This is a genomic window from Citrobacter sp. wls827 (genome assembly GCF_005280875.1).
Classification (GTDB): domain Bacteria; phylum Pseudomonadota; class Gammaproteobacteria; order Enterobacterales; family Enterobacteriaceae; genus Citrobacter; species Citrobacter youngae.
On sequence record NZ_SZWR01000018.1, the window covers coordinates 28,476 to 45,078 of the forward strand.

Annotated in this window: 11 protein-coding genes and 1 pseudogene; 3 read left to right on the plus strand and 9 right to left on the minus strand. The window is 48.9% G+C overall.

The features are described 5' to 3' along the window. From FDX03_RS23370 to ebgR, 7 genes and pseudogenes are all read right to left on the minus strand, one after another. Positions 1 to 78, minus strand: a pseudogene (locus FDX03_RS23370) (hypothetical protein); the annotation flags it as partial. A 145-nt stretch (positions 79 to 223) separates the two neighbouring features. After that, positions 224 to 2,575, minus strand: coding sequence for an alpha-glucosidase (ygjK, locus tag FDX03_RS13380; protein WP_137346049.1), 2,352 nt, complete (start codon positions 2,573 to 2,575; stop codon positions 224 to 226). A 55-nt stretch (positions 2,576 to 2,630) separates the two neighbouring features. Continuing rightward, the gene (ygjJ, locus tag FDX03_RS13385) at positions 2,631 to 3,701 is read right to left on the minus strand and encodes a protein YgjJ (protein ID WP_137346050.1); all 1,071 of its coding nucleotides are present in this window, start codon (positions 3,699 to 3,701) and stop codon (positions 2,631 to 2,633) included. A gap of 135 nt (positions 3,702 to 3,836) precedes the next feature. Further along, the gene (locus FDX03_RS13390) at positions 3,837 to 5,336 is read right to left on the minus strand and encodes an amino acid permease (protein ID WP_115642809.1); all 1,500 of its coding nucleotides are present in this window, start codon (positions 5,334 to 5,336) and stop codon (positions 3,837 to 3,839) included. Positions 5,337 to 5,435: 99 nt separating this feature from the next. Continuing rightward, positions 5,436 to 8,582 carry a glycoside hydrolase family 2 TIM barrel-domain containing protein gene (locus FDX03_RS13395; protein WP_137346051.1) on the minus strand — a complete coding sequence of 1,049 codons (3,147 nt, stop codon included), beginning with the start codon at positions 8,580 to 8,582 and terminating at the stop codon, positions 5,436 to 5,438. Positions 8,583 to 8,718: 136 nt separating this feature from the next. Then, a complete protein-coding gene (locus tag FDX03_RS13400) occupies positions 8,719 to 9,165 on the minus strand; it encodes a beta-galactosidase subunit beta (protein WP_115642811.1) in 447 nt (148 codons plus the stop codon). A gap of 192 nt (positions 9,166 to 9,357) precedes the next feature. Then, a complete protein-coding gene (gene ebgR / locus FDX03_RS13405) occupies positions 9,358 to 10,341 on the minus strand; it encodes a transcriptional regulator EbgR (RefSeq protein WP_137346052.1) in 984 nt (327 codons plus the stop codon). Positions 10,342 to 10,490: 149 nt separating this feature from the next. On the opposite strand from ebgR, the gene FDX03_RS13410 reads away from it, so the two are divergent. Continuing rightward, positions 10,491 to 10,823, plus strand: coding sequence for a tRNA-binding protein (locus tag FDX03_RS13410; RefSeq protein ID WP_115642813.1), 333 nt, complete (start codon positions 10,491 to 10,493; stop codon positions 10,821 to 10,823). 73 nt (positions 10,824 to 10,896) lie between these two features. On the opposite strand, the gene ygjG is transcribed toward FDX03_RS13410, so the two are convergent. After that, a complete protein-coding gene (gene ygjG / locus FDX03_RS13415; RefSeq protein WP_167335587.1) occupies positions 10,897 to 12,276 on the minus strand; it encodes a putrescine aminotransferase in 1,380 nt (459 codons plus the stop codon). Between the two features lie 430 nt (positions 12,277 to 12,706). Between ygjG and FDX03_RS13420 the strand changes: the two genes are divergently transcribed. Beyond that, a complete protein-coding gene (locus FDX03_RS13420) occupies positions 12,707 to 14,227 on the plus strand; it encodes a PAS domain-containing methyl-accepting chemotaxis protein (RefSeq protein WP_048213331.1) in 1,521 nt (506 codons plus the stop codon). A gap of 318 nt (positions 14,228 to 14,545) precedes the next feature. Continuing rightward, on the plus strand, positions 14,546 to 16,111 hold the full coding sequence (locus tag FDX03_RS13425) for a methyl-accepting chemotaxis protein (protein ID WP_137346053.1): 1,566 nt from the start codon (positions 14,546 to 14,548) through the stop codon (positions 16,109 to 16,111). Here the strand turns inward: FDX03_RS13425 and FDX03_RS13430 are convergent. Beyond that, a partial coding sequence (locus FDX03_RS13430) for a PadR family transcriptional regulator (RefSeq protein ID WP_249357058.1) occupies positions 16,108 to 16,603 on the minus strand: 496 nt, incomplete at its 5' end. The two genes, FDX03_RS13425 and FDX03_RS13430, sit on opposite strands and share 4 nt — an antisense overlap.

Genomic DNA, 16,603 nt, shown 5'->3' on the forward strand with positions numbered 1-16,603 from the left:
CATTGAACCCATCAGCACGCGGTTTTTAAGCGTGGTGAATCCCAAATCGAGCGGGGCGAACAGCGACGGATAGCTCATAAAGGTGTCCAGTATGTAAAATTATTGTTATGTGGTCGGATGAGTTACTAATTTAGCCGTCGCCGCGTAAAAGGGAAAAGGGGAATGCCGTGATTGTGATGGGATTCAAAAAAGAGGCTCTCCTTTTCAGGAGAGCCAATCGACGTTACTGCTGTTTAAGAAAATCGTTATACAGCATGTAGAGATGCGCGGCGCTCCAGGAGAAGTTAGGTGCGCCCTGCTGTGCGCCGGTCAACGGGTTGTAGTTTTCCTGAATTGGACCTTCTGCCGTCAGCCCTTTGGCATGCTGGAAGAAAGTATCGGCCAGTTTTAATGCTTCAGCGCGATAGCCATAACGCGCCATCCCTTTTAGCCCAAACCAGAACTGATCCACCCAGACGCGTCCGCGCCAGTATATGTCCGCGCCGAAGGCCGGATTGGTCAGTGCTGCGGTGCCAAGTGGGACATATGTGTTGAACTCTTTCGGATCGAGCATCACGCTAACTACCGCATCCGCATGGGATTGTGTGGCCGCACCGTTAAACAGCGGTGACCAGCCTTCCGGTCCTTTACCCCGCTCAACAATCGGTTTTCCTGCGCAGCCGTTGACCAACGGCTGATCTTCGATCCTGATGTCGTAGAAGAACTGTGTGGTTGAATCAAACATGCAGGTATTGATGTAATCCGCCAGTTTCTTCGCTAACGTTTGATAGCGCTTCGCGTCTTCTGGTTTACCGAGGATCGTTGCCATCCCTGCCAGATAATGGTTATCACTGTACATGTAGCTGGTCTGATCGACAGATTCCTGAAGTAATGAGTAACCGAGCAGATTGCCATTTTTATCCCGGTTTTCAGCAAAGCTGACCGTCCAGTCGCTGCGTTTTCCGCCACTGGCAACGTACTTATCCAGCTGATCTTTGTCGATAAAACCAAATACGGCGGCATCATCACGTCCGGATTCCCAGCCAGCGGCTTCCTGTGCCGGGATCGTCAGGCTGTCATACTGGCCTTTACGGGTGATGTTGGCGTAGTTTTTCAGTCCGGAAAGGGTTTCTTCCTTGTCGCCATTTTTCACCGTAAACAGCATTTCACCGCTGTCGGTATTGTGGGCTTTATCGCGGGTTGCGCCGTATTCCGGCACGCCGTTGCCGTTATGATCGCGGTTACGCAGCCACCAGTCGTGGTATGCGACCAGTTTCGGGTACATCTCTTCGAGCCAGGCCTTATCCTTGGTGACGTTGTAGATTTCCATCACCGACCATGCCGCCAGGCTGGGCTTGGTGTTGCGCTCGTTCCAGTTGCCTCCGTCACCACCGCGCTCTGGGATCGTGTTCCAGGTCACTAAATCGAGGATCATCCCGGCATCTTGCGGGCGTATCGGATCGTTGAGCTGGATTTGCCAGTCAAAGAGCGCACGAATGCTGTCTTTTGCAATCTCTGGGTTGAAGTGCACCATTGCCGAGGCAATTTTCCAGCTATCCCAGGCATAGGTCTGATTACCGGAGAACCAACGGGCCGTCACCGACGGCGTTACGGTATTGTGTGCCACTGCGCCACCCGGTGAGCGCCAGTTGCCGTTGAGTGTTTCAATGGCTTTCACGGCAACCCGTGTTTGTTCCACCGTGGCATCCGGGTTGGTTAATCCTTTCTGGAGATAACCTTCCCAGCGCTGTTGTGAAACGAGCATGTAATAAGCCGGGCGCGCCAGAATATCGCGGATTTGCGCCTGTTCCTTACTGACTTCCAGTGAAGTCAGCAGATGTGAATAGGTGGTATAGAATGTGGTTGAACCTTTGATATGCGCCTTGCTGGTGAAACGATGACCGCTGACCTTCGTCTTCATCGGCAGCGATTTATGCACCTGATATTCTGACTCGCCAGAGGTAAGCAGATCCCAGGTCGAACGCACTTTCCCAAAAGTGACTTTCAGGCCATCACGTGTTGTGAGGATCTTACGTTGATAATTTGGGTATTCCTCATCAATTGTTTTATCTGACGTCGCTTTTCCATCTTTCGCTTCCAGCTTATTCAGTAATTGCCCCTCCCACACCAGATCCAGCGGGGTATTGCTGGTAATATTTGTTTCTAATAGCGAGGTATGCGCGCTGGCAAAACGCAACGTCATATCAATCTGAATGCCTGGCGCGGTAAGCTTTTGTATTAATGCACCAGGGATGCTGTAAGCCTGCATGGCAAAATTAACTTTTTTCCCTTTTTGGTATACCGTCAGGCGATCGAAATTGGTCGCCATAAAGTTGATGTATTCTTCGGTCAGGAGAGTCACGCCCGGAAATCCACCCATGGTACTCGGGCCATCCGGCAGCAGGTGTCCGTGCCAGGCCCCCAGATCGAAGAAGGGATTAAAGCGCTGGTGACTATCATTGCCATTGTCATGCATATATTCAGGCGCACCGTGACGGTCAATCACGTTTTTAAAGTCGGTGGCCGTTGCCGCATGAGCGGGGATGCTAAGTAATAACGCACAGGCCAGTGGTGTCAGAGAATAAAACGGTTTCATAATGCAGAAACTCCTTTTCGCAATAGCGGTAAGATAAATAGAAAATGCGCTGGCGTTACCAGTAAAAATATTGCATCAGGAACAGCGTATCTGTGGGATCGCCGCTGCTGTTTTGTAGGTGAAATTTGCTGTCGAAAGCGGTCGCAAAACGACCTCCGCCGTATTCGTACCAGATACCAAACTGCACAAATGACGTGGTTTCATCATCGGCGTCATCCAGACGATGTTTGGCGTAGCTGTAAGCCGTGGAGAGGTAAACACCTTTGAGGGCTTCATACATAGCGCTTATCATCGCGCCGGTTTCTGTTCCCGGGTTGTCGAGGCCATCGCCACGCCCGGTATGGTGCCAGGCGCGTGCACCGAAATGAGGCGTCAGGATCCCGGTTAAAAAAAGCTGACCGGTGCCATCAGTCATTTCCATGCCGTTCATCCAGGTAACATCCTGCATCAGGTCATACTGGATATAGCCATTCATCATTGCCGGGTAGGTGTACTTATCGTCGTAGCGATCGTACTTACCGAAATGCAACCAGGCCTTACTTTCATCATGATGACCGGCGGGGGTTGCGGTCACGCTATAGCGCAGAGGACCGGTCAGGTTCTGTACCTTAATGGCGGTCATGATGTCGCGAGTATTGGGAATGACGTAGCCGAGGTCAGGCGTGAAGTCGCCCCACCATTGAAGGTCATCAAGTGATGAGTCCTGCCGTAAGCTGAGCATCATTTCTGTACCATTAGCGCTACGATAGCCGCCGTAAAATCGATTGAGTCCGCCTTCGAATCCACCCCAACTATGGTCGGGAACCCAGGCGTTACCGTTATGATCGGCTTGTACGGTCCAGCCTTCACCGTAAATAAGACCAAACCAGCGACCATATTTCCCTTCAAGACCGCCTTCGATATAGGTGCCGTCGCTGTATTTGTGTTTATCTTCACCTTCCAGATCCATATAACCACCAATTCCCATCTCGCCATAAAAGCGATATGAAGGTTCGGTATTCGTGATTTCTGGCGTTTTGGTGTCGTCATGTTCGGCCGGAATGCTTTCTGATGCGACAACCAGAGGCAAGTAACAACAAAAGGAAAGGGCGATCAGTGCCCTGGTGGCATTAATATTAAATGTCATTTTTCTATTCCATCAGAAGAAATTATTATATTTTTATATTGGTCATGCCGTTATATCATTCATAAGCCCACCACGCTGTCATGTTATTGACGGCGAGGTGGGCTTTAAACGATAAATCTATAACGGGAAATATAATTAAACTTTATTGAAGAGTGAGTTGTCGTGAGGGTTTTTGACCCTCCAGCGGTTATACATAATGCTGCAATAATAGAATACGGCAATAATACTAACCGGTCCAAGAATGACCTGGATTAATGAACCCATAAAGTTTGCACTCCAGTCTTCTGGTCCTGGAATTAATGCCGCAACCGTAGAAGCAGTAAAAATAATAACTATTGGTGCAACGGATAACAGTGCCCAAAAACGCCCTTTTCCCAGGAAGTGGAAATCACGGACGTAGTCATGGTGGTTGGGCTTCATACGTAGCTTGATATAGCCTGCAACCATAAACAGCACAGGAATTGTTGCAGCCCCACCATCAAGATTTTTAACGGCCACCAGGATAGTGTTCATTTCAGAGTTAAACTGACCCAGCATAAACAGGATAATGATAATTGTGACCACGACACCCTGCATCTTCAGGGCATTGACTGGCGTACCCTCACTGTTTACTTCAGAGAGTTTATGGCCAAAGATACCTTTTGGCGCATCAACAAACAGCATTTTAACCGGTGCGGCGGTCCATAACATCAGCGAGCCGCACAGGGTGGTGATCATCAGGAATAAGGCAATGACGTTGGTCCACCAGTCGGGGAAGCCTAACTGTTGGAAGGCCACGTAAATAGCGGATAACAAGCCAAGATTGGCGGCCTGATCTGCAGGTAAAATAAAATTCATCAGGATAGACGAAATAACAATAATACCTGAGAAGATAAATACGTTAAGAATTAACCCGGTTCTGAAATTACGATCGCCACCCCGAATGTTTCGCTTGTATGCCGCTAATGCTTCCAGTCCACCTAACGATTGCAAGGCCCATGACATTGAGGCTATTTTTGACCAGGATAAATCAATGTGCTGTAAATACTCTGGCGCAATCGGCGTTCCGTTAAATGTGACCGTACCGGAAGATAACTTCCAGGTTGCCGCGATGATGAACAACATAGTCAGTGCAAATCCGGCGTATCCAGAGAACGACAGCGCGCGCGATAGCCATTTTGGCCCCTTCATCGATACCCATGTTGCCAGCCAGAACAACGCGATCGAAGTGATACTGATCACCGGCTTAAACCAGGTTTGATTGGTTAATGCGGTAACAAAGGCAACATCGCTGGTACAGGTGTAGATAAAATAGGTAATGATGTTAGGTAACAGGTCAACGAAATAAAAAATATTAACGTAGAAATAGAAAAAACCGGCAATAAATCCCAGTTTTCGACCCAAAATCAGGTTCAACCATGTCTGATATCCACTCTCAGATTCACGTAGCTTTTTAATCGAGGAAAGCTCAATGATCATGAAGGTGTAAGGAATTGCATAAAATAATGAAGCGAAAGCATATAATAACCAGGAGTTATATCCCCAGTCAGTGTATTGGCTCACAACGCCTTTAAGAACAAATCCCCCTCCGGCAATGGAGAAAAACAGGAATGTTATTAATGACATCTGATATCTTGCATCGGATTTTTCAGACATACCATTTCCCTTTACTTATGTATCAATATAGTTCTATTTAGATGAGCATTTCGAATGCCCTGTAGCGGACATTCGAAAAGGGGAGAAATAAAAATCACCTTACGTATTGCGACGTACCGGGCGTAAATAAAATGCATAGTGATAAGGTTGCGCCGGTAGTTGATAATCCTTAGGTGGCAAAGAACCCCATGAATTTTGACCACCTGTACCCATCTGCGCTAAATCGATGTTCCATGTGGTGATATCTCCTGGCTGAACATCAACGCCATGTTTGCGTGATAATGGTGTTAACCCGGATGCGCTACTGCCGTTATTGTCTGCGACAAAATCGAGCTCACTGGCGGCGAAAGGCCAGGCACTGGTATTTAGTAATTGCGAGTCGGCAATGGCCTCCAGACCAAGTCCATCGTGATTGACAATACGCACCCAGCGAACATCCGTTTTATTACCGCTTTCCTGTGGTCGTGGGTAAGCATGAAATTGCGCCCAGGTCGTTCCGCCGTAGATACTGGCTTTGGCACCTTTTCTGTCCGCATAGGTTTCCACCGGGCCACGGCCAAACCACTGAATGTATTTAAATTCGTTGGGTAATGTCAGTTGAGTACCCATTCGCAGTAAAAGCGGTAGCTCGCGTGTGCCCGGTATAAAATCAACGCTGACACGCATCTCACCAGTCGAATAGATGGTGTAGGTCAGCACATATTTGCAGTCCACGGAGGGGAGCGAGAATTCACTGGTCACGATCGCTTCGTGGCTGGCGGTCTGCGATACTTTGAGGTCGGATAATACGCGCTGCTTACCGGCGTCTTTCCAGACTGCAGACTTATCGAAAAGTCTGGCGCCCAGATCGTTATCCGTGAGCCCACGCCAGAAATTAGGTTCAATACCGGTAAGGAGAAGATTTTTTCCGCTAACGGTAAAGCGATCCATTCGACCACTGAGGCGATCAAACGCAAGAGAGAAATAAGATCCATTGATCTCAATAGCAGAAGACGTTTCTTGTACCGAGAGAGCAAGAGAATGGGCTTCAGGGGAGATATGAAACGTAGCGGGAGGCGTGATGCTGAACTGCTCCCAGGCAATTTCATAGCCACTGCCAATAAGCGGTGCTTCGTTTTTAGTGACGGCACTGAGAGTCACCAGATACTCTTTATTCTCCTGAAGCGCCAGGTTTGCTACGGGAACATTAACTGAACGGCGCAGACCAGGGGCAAGGGAAAGGGAACCCAGACTGCCGTTGACGATTTGATGCCCGTCTTCAGAGATGCTGTACTGAATATCGAGGTGGCGCAGGTCGATAAAATCGTATCGGTTTTCTATTTCAAACAGGCCTGATGCCGGATTTATTGCATGGAAATAGACAGGCTGATAGACCTTTTTCACTTCCGCCATATGAGGATGTGGAACCCGGTCAGCGGCGACCAGGCCATCGTTCATGAAATTACCGTCACTGGGTTTATCCGGGTGATAATCTTTACCGTATCCCCAATATTTTTGGCCACGCTCGTTGGTTAATGCCAGCGCGTGATCCATCCATTCCCAAATAAAGCCCCCCTGAAGATTGTCGTGGCTGTCGATTATGTTCCAGTAATCGCGCAGAATTCCGACGGAATTACCCATGGCGTGGGCATACTCAATCATTATCATCGGACGATCGTTACCTTGCCGGGCAAACTGTTCCAGGCGTTCAAGGGTCGGGTACATCGGGCACACAATATCGCTATAGTGTGCTTCACCGGCAGGTTCGTACTGGACTGGGCGGCTATCGTCCTTCTCTTTTATCCATTGATAAAGCGTTTCAAAGACACGTCCGGTTCCGGCCTCATTGCCCATTGACCAAACGATAACGCAGGCATGGTTTTTGTCGCGTTCAACCATAGCCTGTACACGATCTAAGTGTGCGGGTATCCAGGATTCGGTATCGCCAATTTGCGTGTCCGGCTTTAGCGCCAACGGGTGCGATTCGATATTAGCTTCGTCAACAATGTAGATGCCATATTCATCACATAGCTGATACCAGCGTGAATGGCAGGGGAAATGGCTGGTGCGCACCGCATTGATATTGTGCTCTTTCATGAGCCGAATATCGATCAGCATGTTTTCTTCCGTAGGCACATGTCCTAACGTCGGGTGCAGCTCGTGGCGGTTTACCCCTTTTATTTTGATCGCTTTACCGTTTACCGTAAGCTGGCTGTTGATGATTTGTACTTTGCGAAAACCTATTTTATGGCTGGTCGCTTCGATGGTTTCACCGTGCTGATCGGTGAGTGTTATTAATAATGTATAGAGGTTAGGTGTTTCTGCGCTCCACAAACGAGGGTGCTGCAGGCGATCGCTAAAGTTAAACTGTTGTGTTGTTCCGCTACGTGTAAAAGGCTGATTGTACTCTATTAATACAGACAGATTATTTGCGTCGTCCAGCAATTTGATATTCAGTGACAGATTATCTGGATGGTTATCGTAGTGAGTCAGGCTCACGTTAACGTTAAATATTCCCTGGGTAAAATCATCGTTCAATTCTGGCTTGCAATACACATCATAAATACGTGTTTTCGCCGTCGAATAGATAAAAACTTCCCGTTCAAGGCCAGACATATCCAGCATGTCTTGTTTTTCTACATAACTGGCATTAGACCAACGATAAATTTGCAGCGAAATCGTGTTTTCACCTTCCCGAATATAGGGGGTGATATTAAATTCAGCCGGGTTCTTCGCGTTCTGGGTATAGCCTACGCACTGGCCGTTAATCCAGATAAACGATGCAGTTCTGGCTCCTGCCAGTTGCAGGAAGATTTCACGTCCAGTCCAGCTTTGGTCGAGGTAAAATGTACGGCGGTAAGACCCCACCGGGTTGTAGTCGCGCGGTATCTCTGGCCAGTTGGTGGTGAATGGAAAACGCTCGTCAATATAAATCGCTTTATCAAACCCCTGTGCTTCCCAATTGCCTGGAACCTGAATGGTATCCCAGGTCGAAACATCATAATCTTCTTCATAAAACGTTTTGGGTCTGGACTGTGGGTTGCTCGCGCAGTTAAATTTCCAGATCCCATTCAGAGACAGAAAGTTACTGGCCTCGGCGGGAATATTCTTGATTGCCAGATATTGGCTGGTAAAGGGGAACAGGTATGGCCGTGGCAGTTCTTTGTTAATTCCATTGATACTATGGTCTTCCAATACAGCAGGAACATGATCGTGTTCTGTATATAAAGAAATAATCTGTTGCTTGTCAGAGACAACGACGCTCATAATACATCTCCAGATATTATCTATGGCATTTATAATTTGAAACTATCAATGATATGAATTAGTTATGCGATTTGTTTATGTAATTCAGATAAAATATAAATAAATGCTGTTGCCATGCACTGGCGTAATAATCTGTTTAAACCAGCCAGGTGTTCTCTTCCGTGATGATTTTAATAACCAATTTTTTCACGATAGCGTGGGTAATGAATCGATATGCCTCGTCAGTATCACAGATGAATACTTGTCCAGCGTTGACCTGTACGGTTTGCCCCAAACCTTTCAGGTATTCACGGTCGGTATCTTTCCGGTAGTAGTCAATTTCCTGTAGCTGGGTTTTCGGCGCGTATTCGATTTTTTGTGTGCCCTGTAAAAAATAATGCACCTCAATGCAGCGGCGATGGCCGATAAACAGGGCATCCGTTGTGCTGTCGATTCTGACGTTGTAGTTCAGCGTATCTCCCTGCGAGTAAACAACACCGGGAGAGAGGCTATCGAGCTTTCCTATCACCTCTGCGCAACGCTGCCAGTGATTTTTCGTATGCGTATGTTGTTGGAGCTGTTCTACGTTATCGATAATCCTCATTTTCTTTCCTTACGCATGAATCGACCGTTAACAGCCTGTGCTCAACGACATCATAGGTAATTATTTTAGTAAACTTTTTACTAAATAAAATAGAGGAATTCGATTTACTTTAACTTGATCACGAAATAGAGAAAATTGACGGCCGTGAGGAAGGGAGGATTTGCCCGACAATATGATCGGGCAAAGCGAACGCTAGCGGGTCGTACCGCGCAGTTTCAGCTGGCTGGGGACATAGACCTGAAGCGGCAACACGCGGCCATCGCGCGCTTTTTCAATCAGCAGGTTAACCCCCTGAATGCCCATCATCTCAGAATGGATACGTACGGTGGAGAGTGGGGGAAAGGTGAAACGCGCGGTAGGGATATCGTTGACGCTGATGAGCGAAATTTGCTCCGGAATCCGGACTCCATTTTCATGAATTGCCCGTAATACGCCGATAGCGATGGAGTCAGAAGCAACAAACAAGGCTGATGGATAATCCTGTTTTGCCAGCATTTTTTTGGCTAGCTCATAACCCGATGCGCTGGAGAAACCGCCCCGGTAGATATCCATTTCTGAAACGACACCTTTCTGCTGCCCGTATTTCACAAAGGCAACTTCGCGGATGTCCGCTTCTCCTGGCACGTCCTGACCACCAATAAAACCTATGCGTGTCGCCCCCTGTTTGATGAAAAAGTCGATGATCTCCTGGCTAATGCGTACCAGATCGGTATCAACGAAATCGTAACCGCCGCCCGGAGGTTGAAAATCAATAAAACAGATATTGTCCGTTAGCGCTGTGGCGGTCTGGCGTATTGCATCGCTGGCCTTCCCAACTACAAGGATACCCGTCAGTTTTTTGATGCTGGGTGGAACATGATGTTCATAGCAGCTGGTGAGCTCAATACCCAACTTTTCACACTGTGTTTCAATTCCGTGGCGGATAGACAGATAGTAGGGATCGTTGATCTCCAGCTTCTGCTGGTAACTGTAAAGTGCGAGAATGTGGTGCTGACTGGCAACACTCACCTGCATTTTGTGGGAAGAACTGCTTCTGTACTCCAGTTTTTCTGCAATCTCCAGAATACGATGCCGGGTTTCCTCTTTCACATTCAGGTTTGGATCGTCATTCAGAACGCGGGATACCGTTGCCAGAGAAACGCCAGCTTCCGCTGCTATATCTTTAAGTGTTGCCATATTTGCCTTTCATTCCACCATTCGACCGCATGGGCTGTTTATTGTAAATGAAGCCCCATGAGATGCATCTGTTTTTAGTAAATTCTTCGCGCTTTATCTTCCACGAAAATTCGGCTATTTTTTAGTAAAAGTTTACTCAGGAGAGATCAATGGATACCGTTGCATTTGCCGATTTTGCCCGGATGGAAATACGTGTTGGAAAAGTAGCGCAAGTGAAGCGCCACGAGAATGCCGATAAGCTCTATATCGTGCAGGTTGATGTCGGCGATAGAACGCTGCAAACGGTAACCAGTCTGGTACCGTATTACCGTGAAGAGGAGTTGATGGGGAAAACGGTGGTGGTGTTGTGCAATCTGCAAAAGGCCAAAATGCGCGGTGAAACCTCAGAGTGTATGCTGCTGTGCGCTGAAACGGACGATGGCAGCGAAAGTGTGCTGTTAACGCCAGAACGGGTGATGCCTGCAGGCGTGCGGATTGTTTAAATTGTGCTGATGCCGGATGGCGGCTATGCCTTATCCGGCCTACGTTTGCTCCCGCAGGCCGGACAGACATCTGTTACACCTGCTCCACGCTCACCCGTAATGCGGCCAGGGCTTTGCGGGTTGATCGCAATACCAGTTCGCATTGCTCGATCGTTAATGTTAACGGCGGCTCGATACGGATCGTCTTCGCGTTATTCAGTGTTCCGGCGACCAGCACTCGCTGACGGAACATTTCACTGGCAAAGCTGTAGCCAATCTCATTATCGACAAACTCAATCGCCATCAGCATGCCTTTGCCGCGAACGTCGTGTACCAGATCCGGATATTCACGCGCCAGGTGACGGAAACCATCCAGCAACATATCGCCTTTCTGCTCTGCCTGAGCGGGTAAATTTTGCTCCAGCAGGACGTTAATGGTCGCCAGCGCCGCCGCGCATGAGAGCGGGTTGCCACCGAACGTGGTGGTATGCAGGAAAGGATTGTCGAACAGGACGGAGAACACTTCTTCAGTGGCAATGGTCGCGCCAATTGGCATTACGCCACCCCCAAGCGCCTTGGCCAGACACAGAATGTCAGGCTGCACGTTTTCATGTTCGCAGGCGAACATCTTGCCGGTGCGCCCCATGCCGGTTTGCACTTCGTCGAGGATCATCAGCGCGCCAAACTCATCGCAAAGTTTACGTACCGCGGTTAAATACCCTTGCGGCGGCAGGATCACGCCTCCTTCCCCTTGGATTGGCTCCAGAATCACGGCGGCAACATCGTCGCCGGTCTTTTTGCATTCGCTCAGGACGGTGCGCATGGCATCAATATCGCCAAAAGGAACATGGCGGAAGCCCGGCAGCAGCGGCATAAACGGTTTGCGGAAGGTTGATTTAGCGGTGGCGGATAGCGACCCCAGCGATTTACCGTGGAAGGCTCCGCTGGTGGCAATAAATGTAAATTTACCGCGCGGCGATTGATACGCTTTCGCCAGTTTTAGCGCCGCTTCAACCGACTCGGTCCCGCTGTTACTGAAGAAACTGTATTTCAGCTTTCCGGGAGCCAGTGCAGCAAGCGTTTTTGCCAGCATGGCCCGTAATGGGTCAAGTAATTCCTGGCTGTGCAGAGGTTGTTTCGCGAGTTGATTCTGTACGGCGGAGACCACTACTGGATTACGGTGCCCCACGTTGAAAATTCCAAAACCTCCCAGGCAATCGACAAACTCCTGTCCCTGGGTGTCGACAAGCGTATTCAGGCTTCCCGCTTGCCACTCTACGGCTCCGTAATCCCCGCCGGCAGTTACAGATTTTCTATACTCTAAGAACCCCGGATTGACATGCTCTTTGAAGTAATCAATCACCTCTCGGTTTAGTGCTTTCATTTCCTCATGATCAAGCGTTCGCTTCTCGATGAGATTCAGTGCGTGTGCGCTGCAGGCCAGAGCCGATGCGCTGGAAGGTAACCTGTTCAAAATATGCTCCCGGAGCTCGCGTATCACATGATACTGAATTAAGTATTGCAGGGATTGCGCCATCCCGACGCGCTTAACGAAAATCGGGATAAACACCAGGGAAGATCTTGCTTGTACAACATTTAATCTCAAACATTAACATTTGCTGGCATTTTGCCCAGGTTTACGCGCGTAAAACCGACGAGAAAAACGCGTTATTGCGCTAAAAGTGGGCAAAAATTGCACTATTGCGGTGCGCTGAGTGAAGGTGCATTGAATAGTTACGCAATGAAAGTATTTTAAATCAATGAATTAGAAAACATACAAATTTTGAGGTTTAATCGCAAATTGCGATCTAAATCAAATTTAACAACTAAAGTTAAAAAGATTAGCGCCGAAATAACATAAGCCGAAAGAGTTAACAACCAGATAACCTGCACAGGACGCAACCATGTCTTCTCATCCCTACGTTAGTCAGCAAAATACACCGCTGGATGATGATATCACCCTCATGTCGACCACCGATTTACAAAGCTATATCACCCATGCGAACGATACCTTTGTTCAGGTCAGCGGCTATCAGCTGAATGAATTGCTTGCTCAGCCGCACAACCTGGTTCGTCACCCGGACATGCCGAAAGCGGCGTTTGCGGATATGTGGTACACCCTGAAACAGGGGGAACCGTGGAGCGGTATTGTGAAAAACCGGCGGAAGAATGGCGATCACTACTGGGTGAGGGCCAATGCGGTGCCGATGGTGCGGGAAGGACGCGTAACCGGGTATATGTCGATCCGTACCCGGGCGACGGAAGCGGAAATCGCGGCGGTCGAACCTTTATATAAAGCACTCAATGAAGGCCGTTGTCATCGGCGCGTCCATAAGGGGCTGGTGGTACGTAAAGGCTGGTTGGGTAAACTCCCGTCGCTTCCGGTTCGCTGGCGGGTACGCAGTGTCATGGCTTTTATGTTTGTCATCCTGGCAACTGCGCTACAGCAGATGGGCGCTGAATGGCCGCAACTGTTGGTGAGCGCGCTGGTGATGATGCTGGCGACGGTTATTTTCGAATGGCAGATTGTGCGCCCCATTGAGAATGTTGCCCAGCAGGCACTGAAAGTCGCGACCGGTGAGCGCAACAGCGTGACCCATCTTAACCGTAGCGATGAACTGGGTCTGATGCTACGGGCGGTGGGGCAGCTAGGGTTAATGTGCCGTTGGCTTATTCATGACGTTTCGAGTCAGGTCAGCTGTGTGCGTAACGACAGTGAAACGCTGGCGAAAGGCAGCGATGATTTAAACAAGCATACGCAGCAGACGGTAGAAAATGTGCAGGAAACGGTCACCACCATGAATCAGATGGCGGCATCGGTGAAGCAAAACTCTGCGACAGCAGCGGCGGCTGACAAGCTGTCTATTGCCGCCAGCAGCGCAGCGACACAGGGCGGTGAGGCGATGGATACAGTCATTAAAACAATGGACGATATTGCCAACAGCACCCAACGGATCGGCACTATCACGACCCTGATTAACGATATCGCCTTCCAGACAAATATTCTGGCGCTGAATGCGGCGGTTGAAGCGGCCAGGGCTGGTGAACAAGGAAAAGGATTTGCGGTGGTGGCCGGAGAGGTACGCCATCTTGCCAGTCGTAGTGCAAGCGCAGCAAATGACATCCGTAAACTGATTGATGCCAGCGCCGACAAGGTGCAGTCCGGCTCCGATCAGGTTCATGCCGCAGGGCGGACAATGGATGATATTGTGGCGCAGGTCCAGAATGTGACGCAGTTGATTGCTCAAATCAGCCATTCAACGCTGGAGCAGTCAGATGGTCTTTCCAGCCTGACCCGTGCCGTAAATGAGTTGAGCAATATTACGCAGAAAAATGCCGAACTGGTCGAAGAGAGCGCGCAGATTTCAGCAATGGTGAAACATCGTGCCGGTCGCCTGGAAGATGCGGTGACCGTGCTGCATTAATTCTCACCCTATCCCATTTTCCCGCCAAACGCTTATCGTCCCCGGTAGGCGTTTTTTGTAATGATTTTGTTAATCATATATTAAATAATACCACTTTGGTATTACGATTCTATTTTCCTTATTCCGTTCTGACCGCGAGCGTCCTGTTTTTAAATATTGTTAAATATCGCTTATATAACGATCGGTCTTGCTTTATTCATCGTCAAAAACTATTTTGTAACATTGATTAAAATTAAAAAACGATCAATATCATAAAGTTAGGTGAGTGTTGACCGATAAGGATATCTGTCTGAAGAAAACTGTCTCCAGGGAGAAAATATGTTCTTGCATAACGTAAAGATTCGCTCGAAATTATTTATCGCGTTTGGTTTGTTTATTGTACTGATGATGGTGAGTTCGGGCCTTTCGCTGTTGAGTCTGGATCGTAGTAACAGTGGGATGCAGAACATCATTACCAATGACTATCCGATTACGGTAAAAGCCAATCTGCTCATTGATAATTTTCAGGAGTTTGTCAGTACTCAACAATTGATGTTATTGGATGAGGAAGGCAAATGGACCCAGGCGTCCCAGAAAAAGCTCGATACCATCAGCCAGCAAATTTCTGCTCTGCTGGATGCGCTGAGTGCTGCACCTCTCAATGATGCATCCAAAAAAATTGTTGCGGATATCCGCGATGTGCGTGAGCAGTATCTGGATTCCCGATTCCGCATTCTGCAGGCGCTGCAGAATCACGATCGCTCCGGTGCGATGCACGAGATGATGACCCGCACGGTGAATGTGCAGCAGGCGTATAAAGCAAAAGTGCAGGAATTGATCGCCATTGAAGATGCCCAGATGCAGAAGGCGGGCGCTCAGGTGGAATATGATTTCCACACCAATCGCGCGCTGTTGATTACTCTGGCGCTGATAAGCATTGCCGCCGGTTGTGTGATGGGTTGGTATATTGTGCGCTCAATTACCCGACCTCTTAATGAAGCCGTGCAGTTTGCCGAGGCGATTGCGCAGGGCGACCTTACTCGCAACATCAGTATGGAACAGAAGGATGAGACCGGTGTGCTGCTGCAAGCGCTGATGGCAATGAAAACCCGACTGTTAGAGATTGTCGAGGAAGTGCAAAACGGCTCCGAAAATATCTCTGCGGCGGCGGCGCAGATTGTCGCGGGTAATCATGATTTGGCTGCGCGTACCGAAGAACAGGCAAGCTCGGTAGAACAGACTGCGGCGTCAATGGAACAAATTACCGCGACGGTCAAAACGACGGCAGACCATACCCATGAAGCGACGAAGCTGTCTACGGGAGCGGCGGCGGTGGTGAAAAACAACGGTGAGATGATGAATCAGGTGACGCAGAAAATACGCGTGATTAATGAAACCTCTAACCGTATGTCAGAGATTATCAACCTGATAGATTCGATTGCTTTTCAAACCAATATTTTGGCGCTGAATGCGGCTGTCGAAGCGGCGCGCGCCGGTGAGCATGGACGTGGTTTCGCGGTAGTAGCCGGAGAAGTGCGTCAACTGGCGCAAAAAAGCGCATCGTCTGCCAGTGAGATCCGCAATCTGATTGAAGACTCCACCAGTCAAACCCGGGAAGGACTGGTGCTGGTTGAAAAAGCCAACGCGTTGATCAATGGAATGGTCACTAACGTTGAAGAAATGGATGTGATATTGCGGGAAATTGGTCAGGCCAGCCGCGAGCAGACGGACGGTATTTCGCAGATTAACAGTGCGATTGGCCTGATCGACACCACCACGCAACAGAACTCCTGTCTGGTAGAGGAGTCCGTTGCGGCAGCGGCGTCATTAAACGAACAGGCATTACACTTAAAAGAGATGATTAAAGTGTTCCGCGTACGTAAAGAGGACGCGCAGCCTGCTTAATCAAGCTGGGTGATGTCCAGCGATGCGCGATCGATAATACCGATGATCTTCTTGATTTGCGCTTCGCTGGTGTCACCGTGATTGACCCGCAGATCCAGCACGGCTTTAAAATTCTCCAGTGCTCTTTTCATCTGTGGATTCTTGCGTAATTCAAAGCCGACACAGCGTGCTTTAATACGTTCGTGGATATGTTCCAGATGTTCCTGGTTCTCTTCCAGCCATTGCAGGCCTTGCTCGGTGATTGTGATTTGCTTACGTCCGCCTTCCTCGTCACGGATGGCGATAAGTGACTGATCCTGCAAGAAATCCAGTGTCGGATAAATCACGCCCGGGCTTGGAGTGTAATTACCCTGAGTCAATGTTTCAATGGCTTTGATTAGCTCATAACCGTGACTGGCATCGCGGGTCAAAATATCGAGAATCACCAGCCGTAATTCGCCGTGGCCGAAGAAACGCTGACGTCGACCGCCACCGCCGCCGCGACCGTGGCGG